Source organism: Marinicrinis lubricantis (genome assembly GCF_042658665.1).
In the GTDB taxonomy this organism is placed as follows: Bacteria; Bacillota; Bacilli; order Paenibacillales; family KCTC-33676; genus Marinicrinis; species Marinicrinis lubricantis.
In genome coordinates this window covers 35467-53215 of the sequence record NZ_JBHSQV010000180.1, presented here as the reverse complement: position 1 = coordinate 53215, position 17749 = coordinate 35467, and the positions used below count along the sequence as shown (strand labels likewise).

General features: G+C 47.5%; 17 protein-coding genes. 13 read left to right on the top strand and 4 right to left on the bottom strand.

Annotated features, from left to right (window positions below; translation table 11 throughout):
* The first annotated feature begins 93 nt into the window (after positions 1-93).
* Positions 94-861, top strand: a complete 768-nt coding sequence (locus ACFPXP_RS18470; protein ID WP_379895863.1) for an SDR family NAD(P)-dependent oxidoreductase — start codon at positions 94-96, stop codon at positions 859-861.
* A gap of 124 nt (positions 862-985) precedes the next feature.
* Here the strand turns inward: ACFPXP_RS18470 and lexA are convergent, their stop codons facing one another.
* Entirely contained in the window at positions 986-1609 is a 624-nt protein-coding gene (gene lexA / locus ACFPXP_RS18465; protein ID WP_379895862.1) for a transcriptional repressor LexA, read from the bottom strand.
* A 183-nt stretch (positions 1610-1792) separates the two neighbouring features.
* On the opposite strand from lexA, the gene ACFPXP_RS18460 reads away from it, so the two are divergent.
* The 4 genes from ACFPXP_RS18460 (at position 1793) to ACFPXP_RS18445 (ending at position 4108) form a co-directional block, all read left to right on the top strand.
* Entirely contained in the window at positions 1793-2155 is a 363-nt protein-coding gene (locus ACFPXP_RS18460; protein WP_379895861.1) for a LysM peptidoglycan-binding domain-containing protein, read from the top strand.
* Positions 2156-2497: 342 nt separating this feature from the next.
* On the top strand, positions 2498-2686 hold the full coding sequence (locus ACFPXP_RS18455) for a DUF896 domain-containing protein (RefSeq protein ID WP_379895860.1): 189 nt from the start codon (positions 2498-2500) through the stop codon (positions 2684-2686).
* A 72-nt stretch (positions 2687-2758) separates the two neighbouring features.
* Positions 2759-3277 carry a hypothetical protein gene (locus tag ACFPXP_RS18450; RefSeq protein WP_379895859.1) on the top strand — a complete coding sequence of 173 codons (519 nt, stop codon included), beginning with the start codon at positions 2759-2761 and terminating at the stop codon, positions 3275-3277.
* 27 nt (positions 3278-3304) lie between these two features.
* A complete protein-coding gene (locus ACFPXP_RS18445) occupies positions 3305-4108 on the top strand; it encodes an HAD family hydrolase (protein ID WP_379895858.1) in 804 nt (267 codons plus the stop codon).
* Between the two features lie 160 nt (positions 4109-4268).
* Here ACFPXP_RS18445 and ACFPXP_RS18440 read toward each other — a convergent pair whose 3' ends face one another.
* Entirely contained in the window at positions 4269-4811 is a 543-nt protein-coding gene (locus ACFPXP_RS18440) for a 1,2-dihydroxy-3-keto-5-methylthiopentene dioxygenase (protein WP_379895857.1), read from the bottom strand.
* A 263-nt stretch (positions 4812-5074) separates the two neighbouring features.
* Here ACFPXP_RS18440 and metH point away from each other — a divergent pair, with 263 nt between their 5' ends.
* The gene (gene metH / locus ACFPXP_RS18435) at positions 5075-8512 is read left to right on the top strand and encodes a methionine synthase (RefSeq protein WP_379895856.1); all 3438 of its coding nucleotides are present in this window, start codon (positions 5075-5077) and stop codon (positions 8510-8512) included.
* Between the two features lie 70 nt (positions 8513-8582).
* Positions 8583-9518: a ribonuclease Z gene (rnz, locus tag ACFPXP_RS18430; protein WP_379895855.1), complete on the top strand. Its 936-nt coding sequence runs from the start codon at positions 8583-8585 to the stop codon at positions 9516-9518.
* A 214-nt stretch (positions 9519-9732) separates the two neighbouring features.
* Here the strand turns inward: rnz and tlp are convergent, their stop codons facing one another.
* The gene (gene tlp, locus ACFPXP_RS18425; protein WP_379895854.1) at positions 9733-9966 is read right to left on the bottom strand and encodes a small acid-soluble spore protein Tlp; all 234 of its coding nucleotides are present in this window, start codon (positions 9964-9966) and stop codon (positions 9733-9735) included.
* 133 nt (positions 9967-10099) lie between these two features.
* Positions 10100-10717 carry a nitroreductase family protein gene (locus tag ACFPXP_RS18420; protein ID WP_379895853.1) on the bottom strand — a complete coding sequence of 206 codons (618 nt, stop codon included), beginning with the start codon at positions 10715-10717 and terminating at the stop codon, positions 10100-10102.
* A gap of 128 nt (positions 10718-10845) precedes the next feature.
* Here ACFPXP_RS18420 and ACFPXP_RS18415 point away from each other — a divergent pair, with 128 nt between their 5' ends.
* The 6 genes from ACFPXP_RS18415 (at position 10846) to ACFPXP_RS18390 (ending at position 17716) form a co-directional block, all read left to right on the top strand.
* Positions 10846-11055 (top strand): hypothetical protein, encoded by a 210-nt coding sequence (locus ACFPXP_RS18415; protein WP_379895852.1) that lies wholly within the window; start codon positions 10846-10848, stop codon positions 11053-11055.
* Positions 11056-11519: 464 nt separating this feature from the next.
* A complete protein-coding gene (locus ACFPXP_RS18410; protein ID WP_379895851.1) occupies positions 11520-12002 on the top strand; it encodes a DinB family protein in 483 nt (160 codons plus the stop codon).
* Between the two features lie 183 nt (positions 12003-12185).
* Complete coding sequence (locus tag ACFPXP_RS18405; RefSeq protein ID WP_379895850.1) at positions 12186-14465, top strand: DEAD/DEAH box helicase; 2280 nt, start codon at positions 12186-12188, stop codon at positions 14463-14465.
* A 2-nt stretch (positions 14466-14467) separates the two neighbouring features.
* Positions 14468-15871, top strand: coding sequence for a ribonuclease H-like domain-containing protein (locus ACFPXP_RS18400; RefSeq protein WP_379895849.1), 1404 nt, complete (start codon positions 14468-14470; stop codon positions 15869-15871).
* Positions 15872-16028: 157 nt separating this feature from the next.
* Positions 16029-16886 (top strand): Fpg/Nei family DNA glycosylase, encoded by an 858-nt coding sequence (locus ACFPXP_RS18395; RefSeq protein WP_379895848.1) that lies wholly within the window; start codon positions 16029-16031, stop codon positions 16884-16886.
* Positions 16883-17716: a deoxyribonuclease IV gene (locus ACFPXP_RS18390; protein WP_379895847.1), complete on the top strand. Its 834-nt coding sequence runs from the start codon at positions 16883-16885 to the stop codon at positions 17714-17716. Before ACFPXP_RS18395 ends, ACFPXP_RS18390 begins: the two co-directional genes overlap by 4 nt.
* Positions 17717-17749: the final 33 nt, after the last annotated feature.

The following is a 17749-nucleotide window of genomic DNA, read 5'->3' as shown; positions in this document are numbered from 1 at the left end:
ATCGATCCATATGTAGTTACAAATTCGGTATTTAGATCATCTATGAAATGGATTAAATAGCGTTAGAATTTAAGAGTAAAGGTGGAGTGAAGGGTGCAAAACTTGTATATTGTCACGGGAGCCTCCCGTGGATTGGGCGAGGCGCTCGTTACGCAGCTGCTTCAGCCTGGGAATCGAATTCTTTGTATTTCGCGTACGACTAACGATAGGCTAAGGGCTAAAGCGGAAAACGAAGGAGTTCTATTGGATTGGGTGGAGAAGGATTTAGCTTTGCTTTCGGAAGAGGGGGAGTCTGAGTCGTTTTTGGAGAAATGCTTGGGCGCAGTGCAGCTTAATGACATAGCCAAAATCCGTCTCATTAACAATGCAGGGGTCTTGGAGCCGATTGGTCCTGCGCATATGAATGAATCGGGTGCCGTTGGGCAGCATATCGCGATTAATTTAACTGCACCGATATTACTAACATCGGCACTGCTGCGAATAACGGCTTCCATTTCCGCAGACAAACGTGTCATGCAAATATCTTCTGGTGCGGGGCGCAAACCTTACGCGGGTTGGAGCGCTTATTGCGCCGCAAAAGCCGGTCTCGATCATTTCACCCGCTGTCTCAAGCTGGAGCAGGATGAGATCAAGCATGGTGCGAGAGTCGCATCTGTGGCACCTGGAGTCATCGATACCGACATGCAGGCACTCATTCGCGGAGCGGGAGAGGAGCGCTTTCCAAGTCATTCAAGATTTGTGAAGATGCATGAGATGGGCGAGCTCATTTCGCCTTCGGATGCAGCCTCTCGTTTATTACAATACCTTGAGTCTCAGAGCTTTGGTGTGGAACCGATCGTTGACATTCGTGATTTAAAATAATGAATCAATCGCCGGAGGGATGTACATTCCTTCGGCGATTGATTCAGGCTGGATGGTAATAGGCTGCATCAGTTGATAGTTGATGTTAATGGATAAAGAAAAATCAGCCTGCGGCACAGGCTGATTAGTGGATGTCGCGGAAAAGACCAATGACCTTTCCAAGAATAGTGACATGATTTAAGAGAATAGGTTCCATAGCAGAATTTTCAGGCTGAAGTCGGAAATGATCCTTTTCCCGATAAAATCGTTTAACCGTTGCCTCGTCATCCTCTGTCATTGCAACAACAATTTCACCGTTGGATGCCGTTTGCTGCTGTCTGACAATGACATAGTCTCCGTCGTGAATGCCCGCTTCGATCATGCTTTCTCCGATAACACTCAGCATAAATACATTATTATCTCCAACAAAATGAGCAGGAAGCGGGAAATACTCTTCAATATTTTCGGTTGCTAGAATCGGTGTTCCAGCCGTCACCTTACCGACTAGGGGAACGCGGCTGACAGCAAATGAGAAATCGCTGGCTCCTTCTTCTTCACTTCCAAGAATTTCAATTGCTCTAGGCTTCGTCGGATCTCTTCGAATTAAGCCTTTCTTCTCAAGTCGCTCCAAATGTCCATGAACGGTAGAACTGGAGGCTAATCCAACGGCTTCGCCAATTTCGCGTACGGATGGCGGATATCCTTTCTCTTTTACTTCGGTTTTGATAAATTCCAGAATCGCTTGCTGCCGACTGGATAGCTTGGTCAATTCCATCACTCCACTTTATACGATATATATTAAAGAAAATTATACCACAGAACCGGAGTTCGCACAAACATGAGTTCGTTATTCTCAAAAAACAGAATATATGTTCTCAAAAAGTATTGACACAAACATGTGTTCTTGTTATATTATTAGCAACGAGAACAAATGTTTGGAGGTCGTTATCTTATGTATTATCAATCTATGCATTACAGCTCTGTATCCGCTAAATCGACAACACATCGTCGTATTGTTTCATATAAACGATTTGCTGCTAGATTAGGACTGCTTATCGTTCTTGCCGTTATCCTTGTGAGCTTTACATACAATGCAATAGCTTATGCTGTGAACCCGGGCAGTGCGAATGAGGTCATGACACAGGAGCCGAAGCAAGTCGTTGTCCAGCCTGGAGATACGCTGTGGGGTATCGCTGCAGAACATGCGCCGGAACATATGAGTCACGATGAATTCATATATGAAGTGCGTAAGTTGAACGATTTAGACAATAGTTTGCTCATGGTCGGTCAAATCTTGTTGGTTCCAATATCGTAATAAGAGTTATTTTACGGAATAGGAATGTATGTTCTTATTGGGCAGGGGCAACTATTGGATATACTCCTGAACTATGATACTGTACATTTTTTTGAAGCCCGTATCTTAGAAGTCGTTGAAGGATTGAGATCGAGCACAGCGTTAATCTATAGTTTAGAAGTATTTTAAGAACCGTTTTGTGCTGGATTCATAGCATCAGATAGGATAAGACGCCGCAGGGCGTTTTTTTATTATCAGCAGATTTAATCTAAGTCACGGCTTGGAAAATGTGGATAGAAGACAAGCTTGACAACGATCTCGAGGGATGTCAAAGTATTAATGAGAATAGGAGGAAACGCAGCTATGGAACCCAAATTAATCGAACGCATTAACGAATTGGCAAGAAAAAAGAAATCGGTTGGCCTGACCGCTGAAGAGCAAAAGGAGCAGGCTAATCTTCGAAATAAATATTTAAAAATTTTTAGAGAATCCGTTAGACAGCAGCTGGATCGCATTGAAATTGTAGATGACGATTCATCCATTAAACAATAATTATCGATACGAGGATGCTTCTGTTTATCGCAGAAGTATCTTTACATATTTAAAGGCAGAGGAGAATGATCGTTGGCACGCAAATGGAAGCGTATGGTCGAGAAAAACACAAAGGATTTGAATCAAAAGCGCAAGAAAACGGGTAGGCCGCAATTATCCAACAGTGAGGACGGTTATGTAACCTTTAAAGGAAGAAGTATTGTGCTTCCTTCGCTATTGCTCGGGGTCGCCGTCTTGTTCTTTCTAAGCTACAGCCGTGTGGCTGAAAAGGACGGTATGTTCTGGTTTACCATCAGCATGTATGCACTTCTTGCGGTATTTTATTATTTCCGCAGGCCTTACTTAAACGTTGCCCGCAATTACATTTCCACGCGCAGAATGGGGAGAGAAATTTTCCTGAAGCCTTCTGAAATTGAAGCGATCACGGTCTCAAAAACAAATATTTCGATCGCATTAAAAGGAAAGAAGTCAAAATGGGGTTTTTCCGCAACGTGGAATTTATATCCCATTGAACAAATGGATGGGGCGTTGAAAGAGTTTGCGGCGAAAAATTCAATTGCCTACGTTAATGAAACCGTTTCAGGTACTTGATTTAAAACAATAGGAATAGGTGAATCGATGATGATTAAGGCGGTATGGTTTGACTTAGACGATACATTGCTGTGGGATGACCGTAGTGTGAAGGAAGCATTTGAGTCAGCTTGTGATGCAGCAGTTCAGAAGTATCCTACATTGCAGAAGGATGTTCTCGAAGAAGCTGTGAGAAAAGAAGCTCGTGCGCTGTATGAGACATATGAAACATTTCCGTTCACGCAAAGTATCGGTATTAATCCGTTTGAGGGATTGTGGGGCAATTTTACTGGTGGAGAGCATGAAATGTTTCGTAAACTGGAGAAAATCGTACCCGAATATCGTAAAAACGCTTGGACCAACGGTCTCAAAGCGCTGGGCATTGAGGATGCTGATTTAGGTTACGAGCTAGGAGAGCATTTCGCAGCGGAGCGTAGGAAGCGCCCTTACACGTATGAGGAAACCTATCACATTTTAAAAGAATTGAAGGAACAGCAATACACCCTGGTCCTACTAACGAATGGTTCGCCGGATCTGCAGGGAGAGAAGCTGGAGATGGTTCCTGAACTCGCTCCATACTTCGATTTCATTATGATTTCCGGTAACTTTGGAAAAGGAAAGCCTGCACCGGAGCTGTTCGAGCATGTGATGCAGCAGGTAGGAGTTCAGCCGAAGGAAGCGATCATGGTCGGGGATAAACTGACGACGGATATTAAGGGAGCGAACAGCGTCGGGATAACGTCTGTCTGGATCAATCGAGACGGGAAGCAGCGTACGGATGAAATTGTCCCAAGCTATGAAATTAAACATTTAAGCGAACTTCATTCCATTTTAACTCAATTGAATTCATAATCGGTTCCTAGTGAACAAAGAGAAGCTGCCGTCATAGCGGCTTCTTTTGATATTCAGAAGTATCTTCAATGATGTAAAAATCCCCTCGTTGACCGAGGGGATTAATTGATGAAGGAGAGGACAAGCCTCGCCTTAAGAATGAACTTCGGTAGAAATCTTTTTATGATTGTTTGAAAGAAGGATCTTGGAAAGGATGGGCAATCCAGCCTTCCGTTTCAATAAACAGTCTCACTGCAACGATTTGCTTGTTGTCCATGAGTGTGAAGAAATGAGGCTTGTTCTCCGGTACCGAGATCACATCTCCAGCTTCTAATTCTACATCGAAATATCCGACCTCATCACTGCCTTTGATGATGAAGATGCCTTTGCCCGCCGTAATGGCACGAACTTCATCTTCTGTATGGGTGTGAACCTGCTCGAATTTTTTAAGGAGCTCATCCAGATTCGGCGTAGCTTCCGATAATGTGATGATATCCCAAGTTTGGTAGCCGCGGCGGGATGCTAAATCCCGGATTTCCGTATCATACGTTTCGAGTACTTGCTGCTTTTCCTCATCGGATAATACAAATTTGTTTTGAAGCTCTGCCGGCAGCTTGGAAGGATTCCAATGCTCGTACAGGACTCCTTGTTCAGCCAAAAACGCGCTCACCTTTTCTTCGCCTTGAATGCGTTCATCCGTATTTCGAATTCTGACTTCTGCCACAACAATCCCTACTTTCCTTTTAATGAACTATCCTGCAACTTCCATATGATCCCGGATAGATCATGCGATGAATTTGTATCTATTATAGAAGATTCCGTGATGGATGTCGATGCTATTTCACATTAAACAGCTAGGATTAATTCGAAATTCATGTACAGGATAGTAATTTGACGAACATTCTGTTAGACTTGTAGGTAAATTATGCGTAGGTACTACCATTTTCACGTATTATAGAAAAGAAAGCGGCCAGGGGGCGGATCTAGATGAAACCAACATTACAGGAAAGAATGCAGCAAAAAATTCTCGTGCTCGACGGCGCGATGGGAACCATGATTCAGCAAGCCGACCTTAAGCCAGAAGATTTTGGCGGAGAGCAGTTAGACGGTTGCAACGAAATGCTCGTACTAACGAGACCGGATGTGATACGCAGTATCCATGAAGCGTATTTGGAAGCCGGTGCTGATATTATTGAGACGAATACATTTGGGGCGACGAGTGTCGTTTTAGCCGAATATGATATACCGGAAAAAGCGAAAGAGATTAATTTGGCTGCGGGTAGAATTGCGGTGGAAGCAGCTCGTAAATATTCCACGCCGGACCACCCCCGTTACGTGGCGGGTGCATTGGGGCCGACGACGAAGACGTTGTCGGTAACAGGCGGGGTTACCTTCGACCAGCTAGTTGAAGCGTACTGCGAGCAGACCATCGCCTTAATTGAGACGGGGGTCGATGCGATTTTGCTTGAGACCTCGCAAGACACATTGAACGTAAAGGCTGGAAGTATTGGGATTCGCAGGGCGTTTGATATGACAGGGACGACACTTCCTATCATGATTTCGGGGACGATCGAACCGATGGGAACAACGCTGGCGGGTCAACCGATCGATTCGTTCTACATCTCGCTGGAGCACCTGAAGCCGGTTTCGATTGGATTGAACTGCGCGACGGGACCGGAGTTTATGAGAGACCATATCCGAACATTGTCGGATGTGGCACAGACTGCCATCAGCTGTTATCCGAATGCGGGATTGCCGGATGAGAATGGACACTACCATGAATCGCCGGAATCGTTGGCTCGCAAGCTGGAAGGATTCGCTGAACAGGGCTGGCTGAATATTGCCGGCGGCTGCTGCGGAACGACACCAGACCATATCCGTGCCATCGCACAGGCGATGGCAAAACATGCTCCGCGGACGATGTCAGGATCGCATCAACCAGCCATCTCCGGTATTGATACTGTCTATGTGGAGGATGCGAACCGTCCGTATTTGGTCGGTGAGCGGACGAACGTTCTTGGTTCAAGAAAGTTTAAACGCCTGATCGTAGAAGGGAAATACGAGGAAGCTTCAGAAATTGCCCGGGCCCAAGTGAAAAGCGGCGCTCATGTCATTGATATTTGCGTACAGGATCCAGATCGTGACGAGGCATACGATATGGAGCAATTTTTGCAGTTCGTGGTGAAGAAAGTCAAAGCCCCTCTCATGATCGATACGACCGATGCTCGAGTGATCGAGCTGGCCCTGAAATATTCGCAGGGGAAAGCCATAATTAACTCTATTAATCTAGAGGATGGGGAAGAAAAGTTCGAAAATGTCGTACCTCTTATCCATAAGTACGGTGCTGCAGTCGTCGTAGGAACAATTGATGAGCGAGGCCAAGCCATTACGCGTCAAGATAAGCTGGAAGTGGCTAAAAGATCTTACGATCTGCTTGTCAATAAATATGGGGTAAATCCGCAGGATATTATTTTCGACCCCCTCGTGTTCCCAGTAGGGACGGGGGACGAACAGTATATTGGCTCTGCGCTGGAGACCATTGAGGGGATTCGATTAATCAAAGAAGCGCTGCCAGATACGCAGTCCATTTTAGGTCTTAGCAACGTCTCCTTCGGTCTGCCGCCAGCAGGGAGAGAAGTGCTGAATGCCGTGTTCTTGTACCATTGTACGAAGGCAGGGCTCAGTTACGCGATCGTCAACTCAGAGAAGCTGGAACGATTCGCCTCGATTCCTGAGGAAGAGCGGCAGCTCGCTGAAGATTTAATTTTCCATACGTCGGATGAGACGCTGGCCAAGTTCGTGGCATTTTATCGCGAGAAGAAGGTAGAGAAGAAGGAAAAGCAATCGAACCTTACGCTCGAAGAGCGGCTTGCTAATTACATTATTGAGGGCAGTAAGGAAGGCCTGTATGAAGATTTAGAACAGGCATTATCCAAATATAAGCCATTGGAAATCATTAATGGACCGCTCATGAAAGGGATGGAAGAGGTTGGACGGCTCTTCAACAATAATGAACTGATCGTTGCTGAGGTGCTGCAAAGCGCAGAGGCGATGAAGGCTTCGGTTTCTTATTTGGAACCGTATATGGAAAAAACCGAAACATCCGTTAAAGGGAAAATTATTCTGGCTACGGTCAAAGGGGATGTTCACGACATCGGTAAAAACCTGGTGGAAATCATCCTTTCGAACAACGGCTATCAGATTATCAATTTGGGGATTAAAGTACCGCCTGAACAGCTGATCGAAGCCTATAAAAAAGAAAAAGCCGATGCCATAGGATTGTCAGGACTGCTGGTGAAATCTGCACAGCAGATGGTCGTGACGGTGCAGGATTTGAAGGCGGCAGGTATTGATGTTCCTGTGATGGTAGGCGGAGCGGCATTGACGCGAAAGTTTACGAAGACAAGAATTGGTCCAGAGTATGACGGCATCGTGCTGTATGCAAAGGATGCGATGAACGGATTAGATTTGGCGAACCAGCTTATGAATCCAGAGCTTCGCGAGCGAATGATCGAGGAGCTGCGCAATGAGAAAAACTCCGACGTGGCTCAGTCCGGCAAAAAGGCGCTTCCACAGTTGAGCAGGGCGGTAGAATCCAATATTTCTAAGGATGCTCCGGTATTCATTCCTCCAGATTGTGAACGCCACGTGCTGCGAAATTATCCGGTTTCGCATTTGGTCCCGTATATCAACTTCCAGATGCTGCTTGGCCATCATCTTGGGTTAAAGGGGAATGTAGAGAAGCTCCTTGAGGATGGCGATCCAAAGGCGGTGCAGTTGAAAGAGACGGTGGATCGGATACTGCAGGAAGCAATGGAGCAAGGGATCTTAGAGACGCACGGGATGTATCGATTCTTCCCGGCCCAGTCGGATGGAAATGACATCATTATCTATGATCCAGAGGACCAAAGCAAGATCCTCAAAACCTTTACTTTTCCGAGGCAGCAGGTAGAGCCGTATCTGTGCCTGTCTGATTTCTTGAAATCCAAGAACAGCGGTCAGATGGATTATGTCGGTTTTCTCGTCGTGACGGCAGGAAAAGGAATTCGTGAGCTTTCCGAGCAGTGGAAGGAAAAAGGGGATTACCTGCGCTCTCACGCGCTTCAAGCGGTTGCGCTGGAGACAGCCGAAGCGTTTGCGGAACGGGTTCATCACATGATGAGAGATATTTGGGGTTTCCCTGACCCGCCGCAAATGACGATGAAGCAGCGCCATGGAGCAAGATACCAAGGAATCCGTGTATCATTCGGATACCCAGCCTGTCCGAACCTTGAGGACCAAGAACCGCTCTTTGAGCTAATGAAGCCGGAGGATATCGGGGTGGAGCTGACGGAAGGCTTTATGATGGAGCCAGAAGCTTCGGTATCGGCGATGGTCTTTGCTCATCCGGAAGCCAAATACTTTAATGTGGATAAAGCGGAGTAAACAGAGAATCAGCGGCTCTGATTGTGGGGAAGCTGAGAGAGGACACGTTAAAGGTTAAAGGAGCTTGCCAATGGAGCTTTACTTTTTAGGTACCGGTGCAGGCATGCCTGCACGTGAACGGAATGTGACATCGATCTGCCTCAAGCTGTATGAAGAACGAGGTACCATGTGGATGTTTGATTGCGGAGAAGGAACGCAGCATCAAGTCCTGCGTTCCCCGCTAAAATTAAGCCGTTTGGAGAAAATCTTTATTACCCATCTGCATGGAGATCATATATACGGACTGCCTGGATTGTTAACCAGCAGATCGTATCAAGGAGGGGATACGCCTCTTGAAATATATGGTCCTCCGGGGGTGAAGAAATATATCGAAACAGTTCTTTCGCTGAGCGAAGCGCATTTAGACTATGATCTGATAATCTCGGAACTGGATCGTGAACTGGTGTTCGAGGATCATCAATTTCGAGTGACAATGGCAAAGTTGGAGCATCGGATCGACAGTTACGGCTACCGCATTGAGGAAAAGGAGCGTCCTGGCAAGCTGCTTCACGAGAAGCTCTCGGAGGCCGGCGTTCCTCCTGGCCCTCTCTACGCTGCGATCAAGTCAGGCAACGATGTCACGCTTGAGGATGGCACTCGGATTGAAGCCGCCGAGTACACGAGTCCGCCTATCCCGGGACGAACGGTTGTGATCATGGGAGATACCCGAATAACCGAAGGATCTGCCCGTTTTTGCAGCGGAGCGGATGTGGTCGTTCATGAAGCTACCTTTGCAGGAGACCTGGATGACTTAGCGCATAAATATTATCACACTACTGCCAAGCAGGCAGCCAGAATGGCTATGCAGCAAGGGGTAGGTGTTCTGATCTTGACGCATATCAGCTCTAGATACCAGAAAGAGGGTACTGAACAACTGGAGCAGGAAGCCAAATCTGAATTTGAAAACAGCTTCATCGCACGCGATTTCTGGGAATATGCGATTCCAAGAATCATCCAAAAACAATAGTAGAGGGAGAAGCTTCAAAGCGCATTCCTTACGAACGAATAGAGAAGATCTTTAGGTCATAGCATGGAGTACTCATCCAAAGCCTAAGTATTCCTTCCGCAGGACTCAAAGTTCACCAATGCAGTAAGAAATATGAGATTATTTTCGATGATGAAGAAAAAGAGAGAGGAAGTCGCCGAGGCGTGCTTCCTCTCTCTTTTTGTTTGGCCGCTCGCTAGCTGTTCAGCTGCGATTGATCCGTTGCTTCATCCCTAAGCTCTCCCCGAAGCCCTTCCAGGCTTTGTTCCCTGCGGGCGTTTTTAGCCTGAATGTCTTGAAGCTGTTCCTGGCTCATGTGGTCCTTATGGGCTTGTACATAGTCCTTGGATTCCTCCAAGTTTTGGACCGTATGGTCAACTATGCTTTGCAGACGTTCCACATTATCGGCACGGTTGTCCGGTTTAGCCATTCGTAACTCCTCCTCGGAAGATATGGTTTGAAGCCTTTAATAATGTCGCCGGAACCCAGTTAGACTATTCCGTTACAATCTGGAAGATGGTATCCAGGCAATCATACCGGTAGGGCTTTCTTATCTTGTAAGCCTAAGTATTCATTTGGAAAGCTAGATCGAACTGTCCTTCGAACAAACATTCCAAGGTAGTTCTGCGGCCGTTAGGCTGTTCTCGCTGGCGCTGAGACTCATTTAATATTCTAGGATCGCCTTGGTAACCGATAGCGATGACAATTTGAGGTTCAAACCTTTCGGGGATGTTCAATTCTGTTCTAGCCCTCACACGGTCAAACCCGCCCATGGCGTGTGTAACGAGACCTTGGTTGACAGCTTCAAGCGCCAGATATCCCCAAGAGCTGCCAGCGTCAAAAGCATGGCTATTGATGACCTTGCCTTCTGTATTTTGCTTTTCGCTGACAAGCAGTGCATAGACTGGAGCCCGTTTGCACCAATCTGCATTGAATTCATTGATAAAGCCGAGAAATCGCTCGCGGTCTTTCTGCGAACGCGCTACAATATAGCGCCATGGCTGAAGATTGTTGCCGGAAGGAGCCCACCGAGCCGCTTCAAATAGACTGAGCAGCACCTCTTCGGGAATGGGTTCTTCTTTGAAAGCCCGGGGTGACCAGCGCTGCGTAAAGAGTGGATTAATTGGGAAATCGGCGATACGGGACTCGCTGGCGGATTGTTTTTCGTTAGATTGAGACATCGTTGTATCTCCTTTCAGGAAAGTTCTTCTTCCTATATTGTACTAAATAAAAAATAAAAAACATATTTCTTCCCATGTTGGGAAAACTATGAGCTAGATCGGAAAAATTGCAAAACGGGAGGTGCGTGATGATGGATCATAATTTCAGCGCAGCAGATTATGCCGTGATTGAACAAGCGCTTCGTGAAGCGATGAACAGAGGGACCGATTATCAAGCGATGATTCAATATCGAGATGTACTAACGAAAATGCAAGGGATCCCAACCGATTTTGCAATGAACACTCCTGCAGCAACGGATGGATTCCGTTACGATTATGACGACAGCGCTGGAATTTAAGCCGGAAATCAACGAGTTTCGACTTCATTCGTTACAATAGGTCAGCCTATTACAGGGTTGGCCTTTTTTTGTCTGTTCCTGCGATTTCCCGGGAAAGGGCGTTACCATGATATATCCCGGTAGATCGATCCAACTTTTATGCTGCAAGCTACGTGATCGAGTTGAGCCACTTGTTGAATATAATGGCGATACTCCGTGATATCGATACATAAAGCACTGCAATGGATACAAGCTTTTTGGATCATAGGCTCGTCCTGGTTCATCCGCCACAAAGCCATTAAAATTATCGAATCCCTCAATCGGAGTGGTTTTCAAGAAGATGTGTTAAAAATTAAGGAAAATACAGGTTGAATTACCAATGAAGTGGAGTTATGATGAAATAGGGGTCAATAAAAGTCCCTTGGGGACAAAATGTGTCCCGATTTATGCTTCGTCCATCTTAAAATGATTCAGGAGGGAAGTCCATGGTTGTCACGGGAATGATCAAACAATTCAATATGACGAGAGAGGTACTATTAAAGACCATTCGGACAGTATCTGAAAGCGAAGCGAATATCATTCCAAAAGGCTTCAATAATTCGCTGAAGTGGCATATCGGTCATATTTTGTTTGCAGCGAATCTAGCATTTTCGATATTCCAATCCACCTCCTATTTGCCGGAGCAATATATTGAATGGTTTAAGCCAGGAACCGGTCCAAAAGACTGGACGAACGATATTCCCACGCTAAACGAATTAAGAGAACAATTGGAGCAGCAGCAGGCCATGGTTCAAGAGGTTTTTTCTGATTGCTTGGATCAAAAGCTAGAAAAACCTTTTAGAGTCAGTAACTATGGGGGCCATGAATTCATTACTGTAAGTGAGATGCTGAACTTTTTTATTTTCCATGAATCGATGCATATCGGATATATCCAATCGATCAAGCTGTTTATTCGCGCCGAAGATTAACTCATGATCGTGTTACAATACAATACCTTGTTTTGTTGTTAACCGCTCGAATTAAAGCGGTTTTTCTTTTAGGTAAAAAATAACAGAGAGAAAGAGCAAGGAGGAAACGAAAGAGGCATTGTTCTACGAACGTATATTCTGTAAAATAAAAGGTAGAATGAATCGGCAGAGGATGAAGGAACGATGAATCGGCTCACGGGAAAAACAAACAGCATGAACGAGTGGATTGAAATGATCAAGCAAATGCCGGAAGTGATGGAGAATGTTACGCATTGGCAAACCTTGCCCGCTAAACCGGCTCAATATGAAGAATTTCCAGAAGAACTGAGCAGTGACTTGCGAAGAGCGCTGGCGGAAAAAGGAATCGATCGCCTGTATTCGCATCAAGCGGCTTCTTTTCGTGCGGTGCGTGCAGGGCATCATCTTGTTACGGTTACGCCTACGGCATCCGGAAAGACACTCTGCTACAATCTCCCTGTCGTGCAAGCGATATTGGAGAACAGCAATGACAGGGCTCTGTACTTGTTTCCAACAAAAGCGCTGGCGCAGGATCAGGTTGCTGAAATGCACGAGCTCGTTAATGTGCTGGGGGCAGATATCAAATCTCATACATACGATGGAGATACGCCGCCCAATGTACGCCAAGTGATTCGAAACGCAGGACATATCGTCGTGACCAATCCGGACATGCTCCATTCCGCGATTTTGCCGCATCATACGAAATGGGTCAAGCTGTTCGAAAATTTGAAATACGTCGTCATTGACGAGGTTCATTCCTATAGAGGAGTTTTTGGAAGCCACGTGGCGAACGTGATCCGCAGGCTGAAGCGTATCTGTGCCTTTTATGGGTCGAAGCCCCAGTTTATTTGTGCCAGTGCGACAATCGCCAATCCGAAGCAGCATACCGAGGCGTTCATTGAGGAAGAGGTAAAGCTGATAGACAACAATGGTGCGCCATCGGGGGAGAAGCACTTCGTGTTCTATAACCCGCCCGTCGTCAATCAGCAGCTGGGCATTCGCCGCAGCAGTGTGCTCGAGACCCGTAAGCTCGCGGCACTGCTGCTGAGAAACGGCATACAGACGATTGTGTTTGCCCGCAGCAGAGTTAGAGTCGAGCTGCTGCTAACTTATTTGCAGGAGCTCGTCAAAAAGGAGCTCGGACCGAAAACGATTCGAGGGTACCGAGGCGGTTATTTGCCGAAGCAGCGCAGGGAAATAGAACGCGGACTTCGAAACGGAGAGATTCGCGGGGTTGTAAGTACGAATGCGCTCGAGCTGGGGATTGACATCGGACAGCTGCAGGCATGCGTGCTTAACGGCTATCCGGGTACGATTGCCAGCACTTGGCAGCAGTCGGGTCGGGCCGGACGCAGACAAGACACAGCGCTGACTTTCATGGTGGCCAGCAGCAATCCGCTGGATCAGTATATCATTGCGAATCCGGAGTTTTTCTTTCATACACCGCCGGAGGAAGCGCGGATTCACCCGGACAATCTGATGATTTTGATGGACCATCTCAAATGCGCCGCATACGAGCTGCCATTTGAGAAAGGGGAGAAGTTCGGGGCCGAGCCGATGGAGGACTTGCTCGAGTTTCTCGTAGAAGAGCAGACGCTCCATCGCGTGAAGGATCGCTGGTACTGGATGGAGCAGTCTTTTCCGGCGCATAATATTTCGCTGCGTTCAGCGGCTCAGGAGAACTTTGTCATTATCGATATGACGGAAGGTCACAAAGTGATCGGAGAGGTTGATCGTTTTAGCGCGCCAACCTTAATTCATGAAGAAGCGATCTACATTCATGAAGGGGTCCAATTCCAGGTCGAGAAGCTGGACTATGAGGAGAAGAAAGCGTTTGTCAGGCAGGTGAATGTAGATTACTATACCGACGCAAATTTGGCGGTGGAGCTGAAGGTGCTGCATGAGGATAAGCAGGCCGAGCATGGCGGATGGAGCTGCAGCTATGGGGAAGTGACGGTCAATGCCAAACCGACAATTTTCAAAAAAATTCGTTTGCGGACACATGAGAATATTGGTTCAGGACCGATCCACCTGCCTGAGGAGGAGCTGCATACGAGCTCCTTTTGGATTACGCTGCCGGATGAGACGGCGAAGCATACGACTTCGAGCGAAATGCAGCTGGCCCTTTTAGGCTTGTCCAATGTGCTCAGCCATATTGCGCCGCTTTATTTGATGTGCGATCCGCTGGATATTCGGGTGGTGCCGCAGGTCAAGGCGGTTCACACGAAGAAGCCGACACTATTTTTCTACGATCGATATCCGGGCGGCATTGGTCTCAGCGAAAGGCTGTACGACCTGCATCCGCAGCTCCTCGAGCAAGCTCAGCGGCTCATTCAATCATGCGGCTGCTTAAGCGGCTGTCCGGCTTGTGTCGGACCAATCGAAGAAGTCGGGATAACCGGGAAGCAAAAGGCACTTGAGCTGATCACTCAATTGGAGGAATGATTATGAGCCGAATGAGAGAAAAGCTGCTGGGAATGAAGCGCAAGGCGATTTCGGCGCCGGAAGAGATCTCCGAGGCCTCGTCTGATACACCGGCCGACGAGAATGGCTCGAACGAACTTCCGCGCCCATCCGTATCCGAAAACTTTCGTCTGCTTGAAGCGGGAGACGAATGGTCCGCGATGGACGTGTACCGGATCAACACAGAGTGGGGTTCGTTTCTGCTTCGCAGAAGAGTGTATCCGCTGCACCACCGGCATGGATACTATGAGTTTGGCCAGCTTGAAGCACTGCTTCCGTTTCTCGGGCAGTTAACGCCGGAGCATCCGCCGGAAAGCCTTCAGTCGCTGGCATTCCTCGATACCGAGACGACCGGATTAGGCGTTGGAGCGGGAAATCTCCCATTCATGGTCGGCCTCGGATATTATGAGCAGAACGGTTTTGTCGTGGAGCAAATGCTGCTGCAGCACCCTGCGGAGGAGCCTGCAATGCTGAACTATCTGCTTGGCAGGCTTAATTCGTGCAGCCATCTCATCTCCTATAACGGCAAATCGTTCGACTGGCCGTTGATGAAAAATCGTTTCATTCTCAATCGGGTGGCGGAAGAGGGCGAATCGATTTTAGAGCATGTCGATTTTCTGTATCCGAGCCGCAATTTGTGGCGGACGGTGCTTGAAAGCTGCCGCCTCAGCCATGTAGAGCAAAATCGGCTGGGCATCGCTCGCACAGAGGACGTTCCAGGTTCGGAAGCGCCGCGGCTTTATTTTGAATATTTAGCTGAGCAGAAGCCTGCCATTTTGCAGGGGGTTTTTGAACACAACGAACTGGACATTATGGGCCTGTCCATTCTTGGCATTCACATGAGTCTCGCGATTGCCGGGCGTTTGGAGCTGGACGAGATGGAGTCAGAGGAGCTGTATCGTCTGGCGTTGTGGTATGACAAAATTGGCAGGAATGAGCTCCGGGAAGAAGCACTGCGCCTACTGCTGGCAAGAGATGTACATGAGTTCCGCAATCAGCTCCCTTCAGTGGCCATGCTGTATAAAAAAGCTGGACGAATGTCAGATGCCGTTCGTCTTTGGACCAGCTATACCGACCAATACGGAGATCAGGCTTGGGCGCAGATGGAGCCTTGCACCGAGCTGGCGATGTATTATGAGCATAAAATGAAGCAGTATGAAGTCGCGCTGCATTATGTGCTTTTGGCAAAGGAAATCCTTCGCATGAAAAAGTCGTTACGCATGTTGACCGGTTCCAAGCTGGATGCGCTGAAGGAAGAGCTGAATAAACGGGAGCAGCGTCTCAAGCAAAAACGGCTTAAGGCATCGGAGGAGCAGCAGAGGACGAAGAATCGAAAACGCAGCAAAGGAAATTCGGATGTAGTTCATGATCAGCTTTGCTTGTGGTAGCCGCAATCGGGTTTGCATCGAATAGGAAAAAGCTGTAAAGGCAACCATATAGGTAATTAAGTAAAAGCCACCGTTCAACATTGCTTAGCTTGGTACGCTCAAAGGCAGAATTCCTGTTGAACGGCACCTATATAAGTATGAAAAGGTGGAATACACGATGCCGGAGCTTCCTGAAATGGAAACCTATTTGCGGCTGCTGACGCCTAGAGTGACGGGCAGGCCGATTACTGATACCATTATCGAAAGAGAGAAATCGATCAATGTTCCTGTGCAGCAGTGGACGCGGGATGTTGTACAGCAGACGATTGTGAAGCTTGAGCGGCGTGGGAAAACGCTGCTTTTTCATTTGCAAAGCGGAAAATGCTTGCTGCTGCATTTAATGCTGGGCGGCTGGATGTTTTACGGCACTGAAAAGGAGCGGCCCAACCGAACGGTGCAGGTGCAGCTGTCTTTTGGTGATCAGCATTTATATTTTATTGGACTGCGGCTAGGTTATTTGCATCTTCATTCCGCTTCTGCAGCGGAGGAGAAAAGTGCCGCGCTTGGAATAGATCCTTTTTCGCCACAGCTTACTGCGGAACGCTTTTATGAACTGCTGCGACGCAAGCGAAAGACGATGAAAGCATTTATGCTGGATCAAAGCTTGCTGTCGGGCATCGGCAACTGCTACTCTGATGAAATTTGCTTTGAAGCGGGAATGCATCCGCAATTTAAAACGGAGAACTGCTCGCAAGGCGATGCAGAGAAGCTGCTCTACATGATGCGCAGTGTGCTCAGAGAGGCCATCCTTAGCGGCGGCTACATGGATGAACCGATGTTTGTAGGCGATACGCTGACCGGTGGTTACAGTGAAAACCTGAGGGTTCATGATCGAGCGGATCAACCGTGCCACCGCTGCGGTACGAACATCATCATGAAGGAAATCGCCTCTCGAAAAGCCTATTTCTGTCCGAATTGCCAAAGTAAGAAGCTGTCGAATAGAGCTGCAGCGGGCATTAGAGAGGAAGAACAATGAAAGTGGGTGTCCATGTCAGCATCAGCAGCGGTTTCTTGTCCGCGGCCAAAACGGCCGTAAAGCTGGGAGCGGAGTCATTTCAGTATTTTCCTAAAAATCCGCGAAGCTTGGAAATCAAGCAGCCGGACTTCCATGATGCCGACGCATGCAGAGCGTTTTGCGAAGAACATGGGCTGTGCACGATCGCGCACGCTCCTTATCCTGCCAATTTATCCCTCGAGGATCGCGAAGGAAGATCTCGTGTGGCACGGTCCCTAAAAAACGATTTAGTCATCGCCGAATCCCTCGGATCTATTGGAGTTGTCGTTCACTTTGGAAAATATAAGGGGAAAGATCCGTTACAAGGATATCAAAATAGTATACAATGTTTAAATGAAGCATTGGACGGCTGGAAAGGACGGGCAAAGCTGCTGCTTGAGAATCAGGCCGGGGAAGGCACAACCATCGGTCTTACATTTGAGGAATGTGTGACAATCCGCAAGCTGTGTGATGATCCAGAACACATTGGATTTTGTCTCGATACGTGCCACTTGTTTGCCAGCGGAGTATGGACGGCAGAGAATTGGAGTGAATTGCATCAAAGGGCCTTGGAAATAGGTTACGTACAGCAACTATGTGCCATTCATTTGAACGATTCAATGTATGCCAGCGGTTCACATCGGGATCGACATGCGAATCTAGGTCAGGGTATGATCGGATTAGAGCCTTTAAAGCAGCTGTTAACTAGTCTGCAGGGAGCAGATATTCCCGTCGTGATGGAGACAGCAGCCTCCAAAAAGGGTAAGCGTTCGTCAGAGCTGGAGCTTGCCAAAAGCTTATTGCGCTCGTAATCCGTGATCTAGGTCAAGGTCAACAACATGGGT

Excerpts from the sequence above, each read along its gene's own strand:
- ACFPXP_RS18455 (WP_379895860.1), top strand. The coding sequence starts at position 2,498 with ATGGAACCCAAATTAATCGAACGCATTAACGAATTGGCAAGAAAAAAG.
- metH (WP_379895856.1), top strand. The coding sequence starts at position 5,075 with ATGAAACCAACATTACAGGAAAGAATGCAGCAAAAAATTCTCGTGCTC.
- ACFPXP_RS18390 (WP_379895847.1), top strand. The coding sequence starts at position 16,883 with ATGAAAGTGGGTGTCCATGTCAGCATCAGCAGCGGTTTCTTGTCCGCG.
- ACFPXP_RS18395 (WP_379895848.1), top strand. The coding sequence starts at position 16,029 with ATGCCGGAGCTTCCTGAAATGGAAACCTATTTGCGGCTGCTGACGCCT.
- tlp (WP_379895854.1), bottom strand. The coding sequence starts at position 9,966 with ATGGCTAAACCGGACAACCGTGCCGATAATGTGGAACGTCTGCAAAGC.
- ACFPXP_RS18415 (WP_379895852.1), top strand. The coding sequence starts at position 10,846 with ATGATGGATCATAATTTCAGCGCAGCAGATTATGCCGTGATTGAACAA.
- ACFPXP_RS18405 (WP_379895850.1), top strand. The coding sequence starts at position 12,186 with ATGAATCGGCTCACGGGAAAAACAAACAGCATGAACGAGTGGATTGAA.
- ACFPXP_RS18460 (WP_379895861.1), top strand. The coding sequence starts at position 1,793 with ATGTATTATCAATCTATGCATTACAGCTCTGTATCCGCTAAATCGACA.
- ACFPXP_RS18400 (WP_379895849.1), top strand. The coding sequence starts at position 14,468 with ATGAGCCGAATGAGAGAAAAGCTGCTGGGAATGAAGCGCAAGGCGATT.
- rnz (WP_379895855.1), top strand. The coding sequence starts at position 8,583 with ATGGAGCTTTACTTTTTAGGTACCGGTGCAGGCATGCCTGCACGTGAA.
- ACFPXP_RS18410 (WP_379895851.1), top strand. The coding sequence starts at position 11,520 with ATGGTTGTCACGGGAATGATCAAACAATTCAATATGACGAGAGAGGTA.
- ACFPXP_RS18445 (WP_379895858.1), top strand. The coding sequence starts at position 3,305 with ATGATGATTAAGGCGGTATGGTTTGACTTAGACGATACATTGCTGTGG.
- ACFPXP_RS18420 (WP_379895853.1), bottom strand. The coding sequence starts at position 10,717 with ATGTCTCAATCTAACGAAAAACAATCCGCCAGCGAGTCCCGTATCGCC.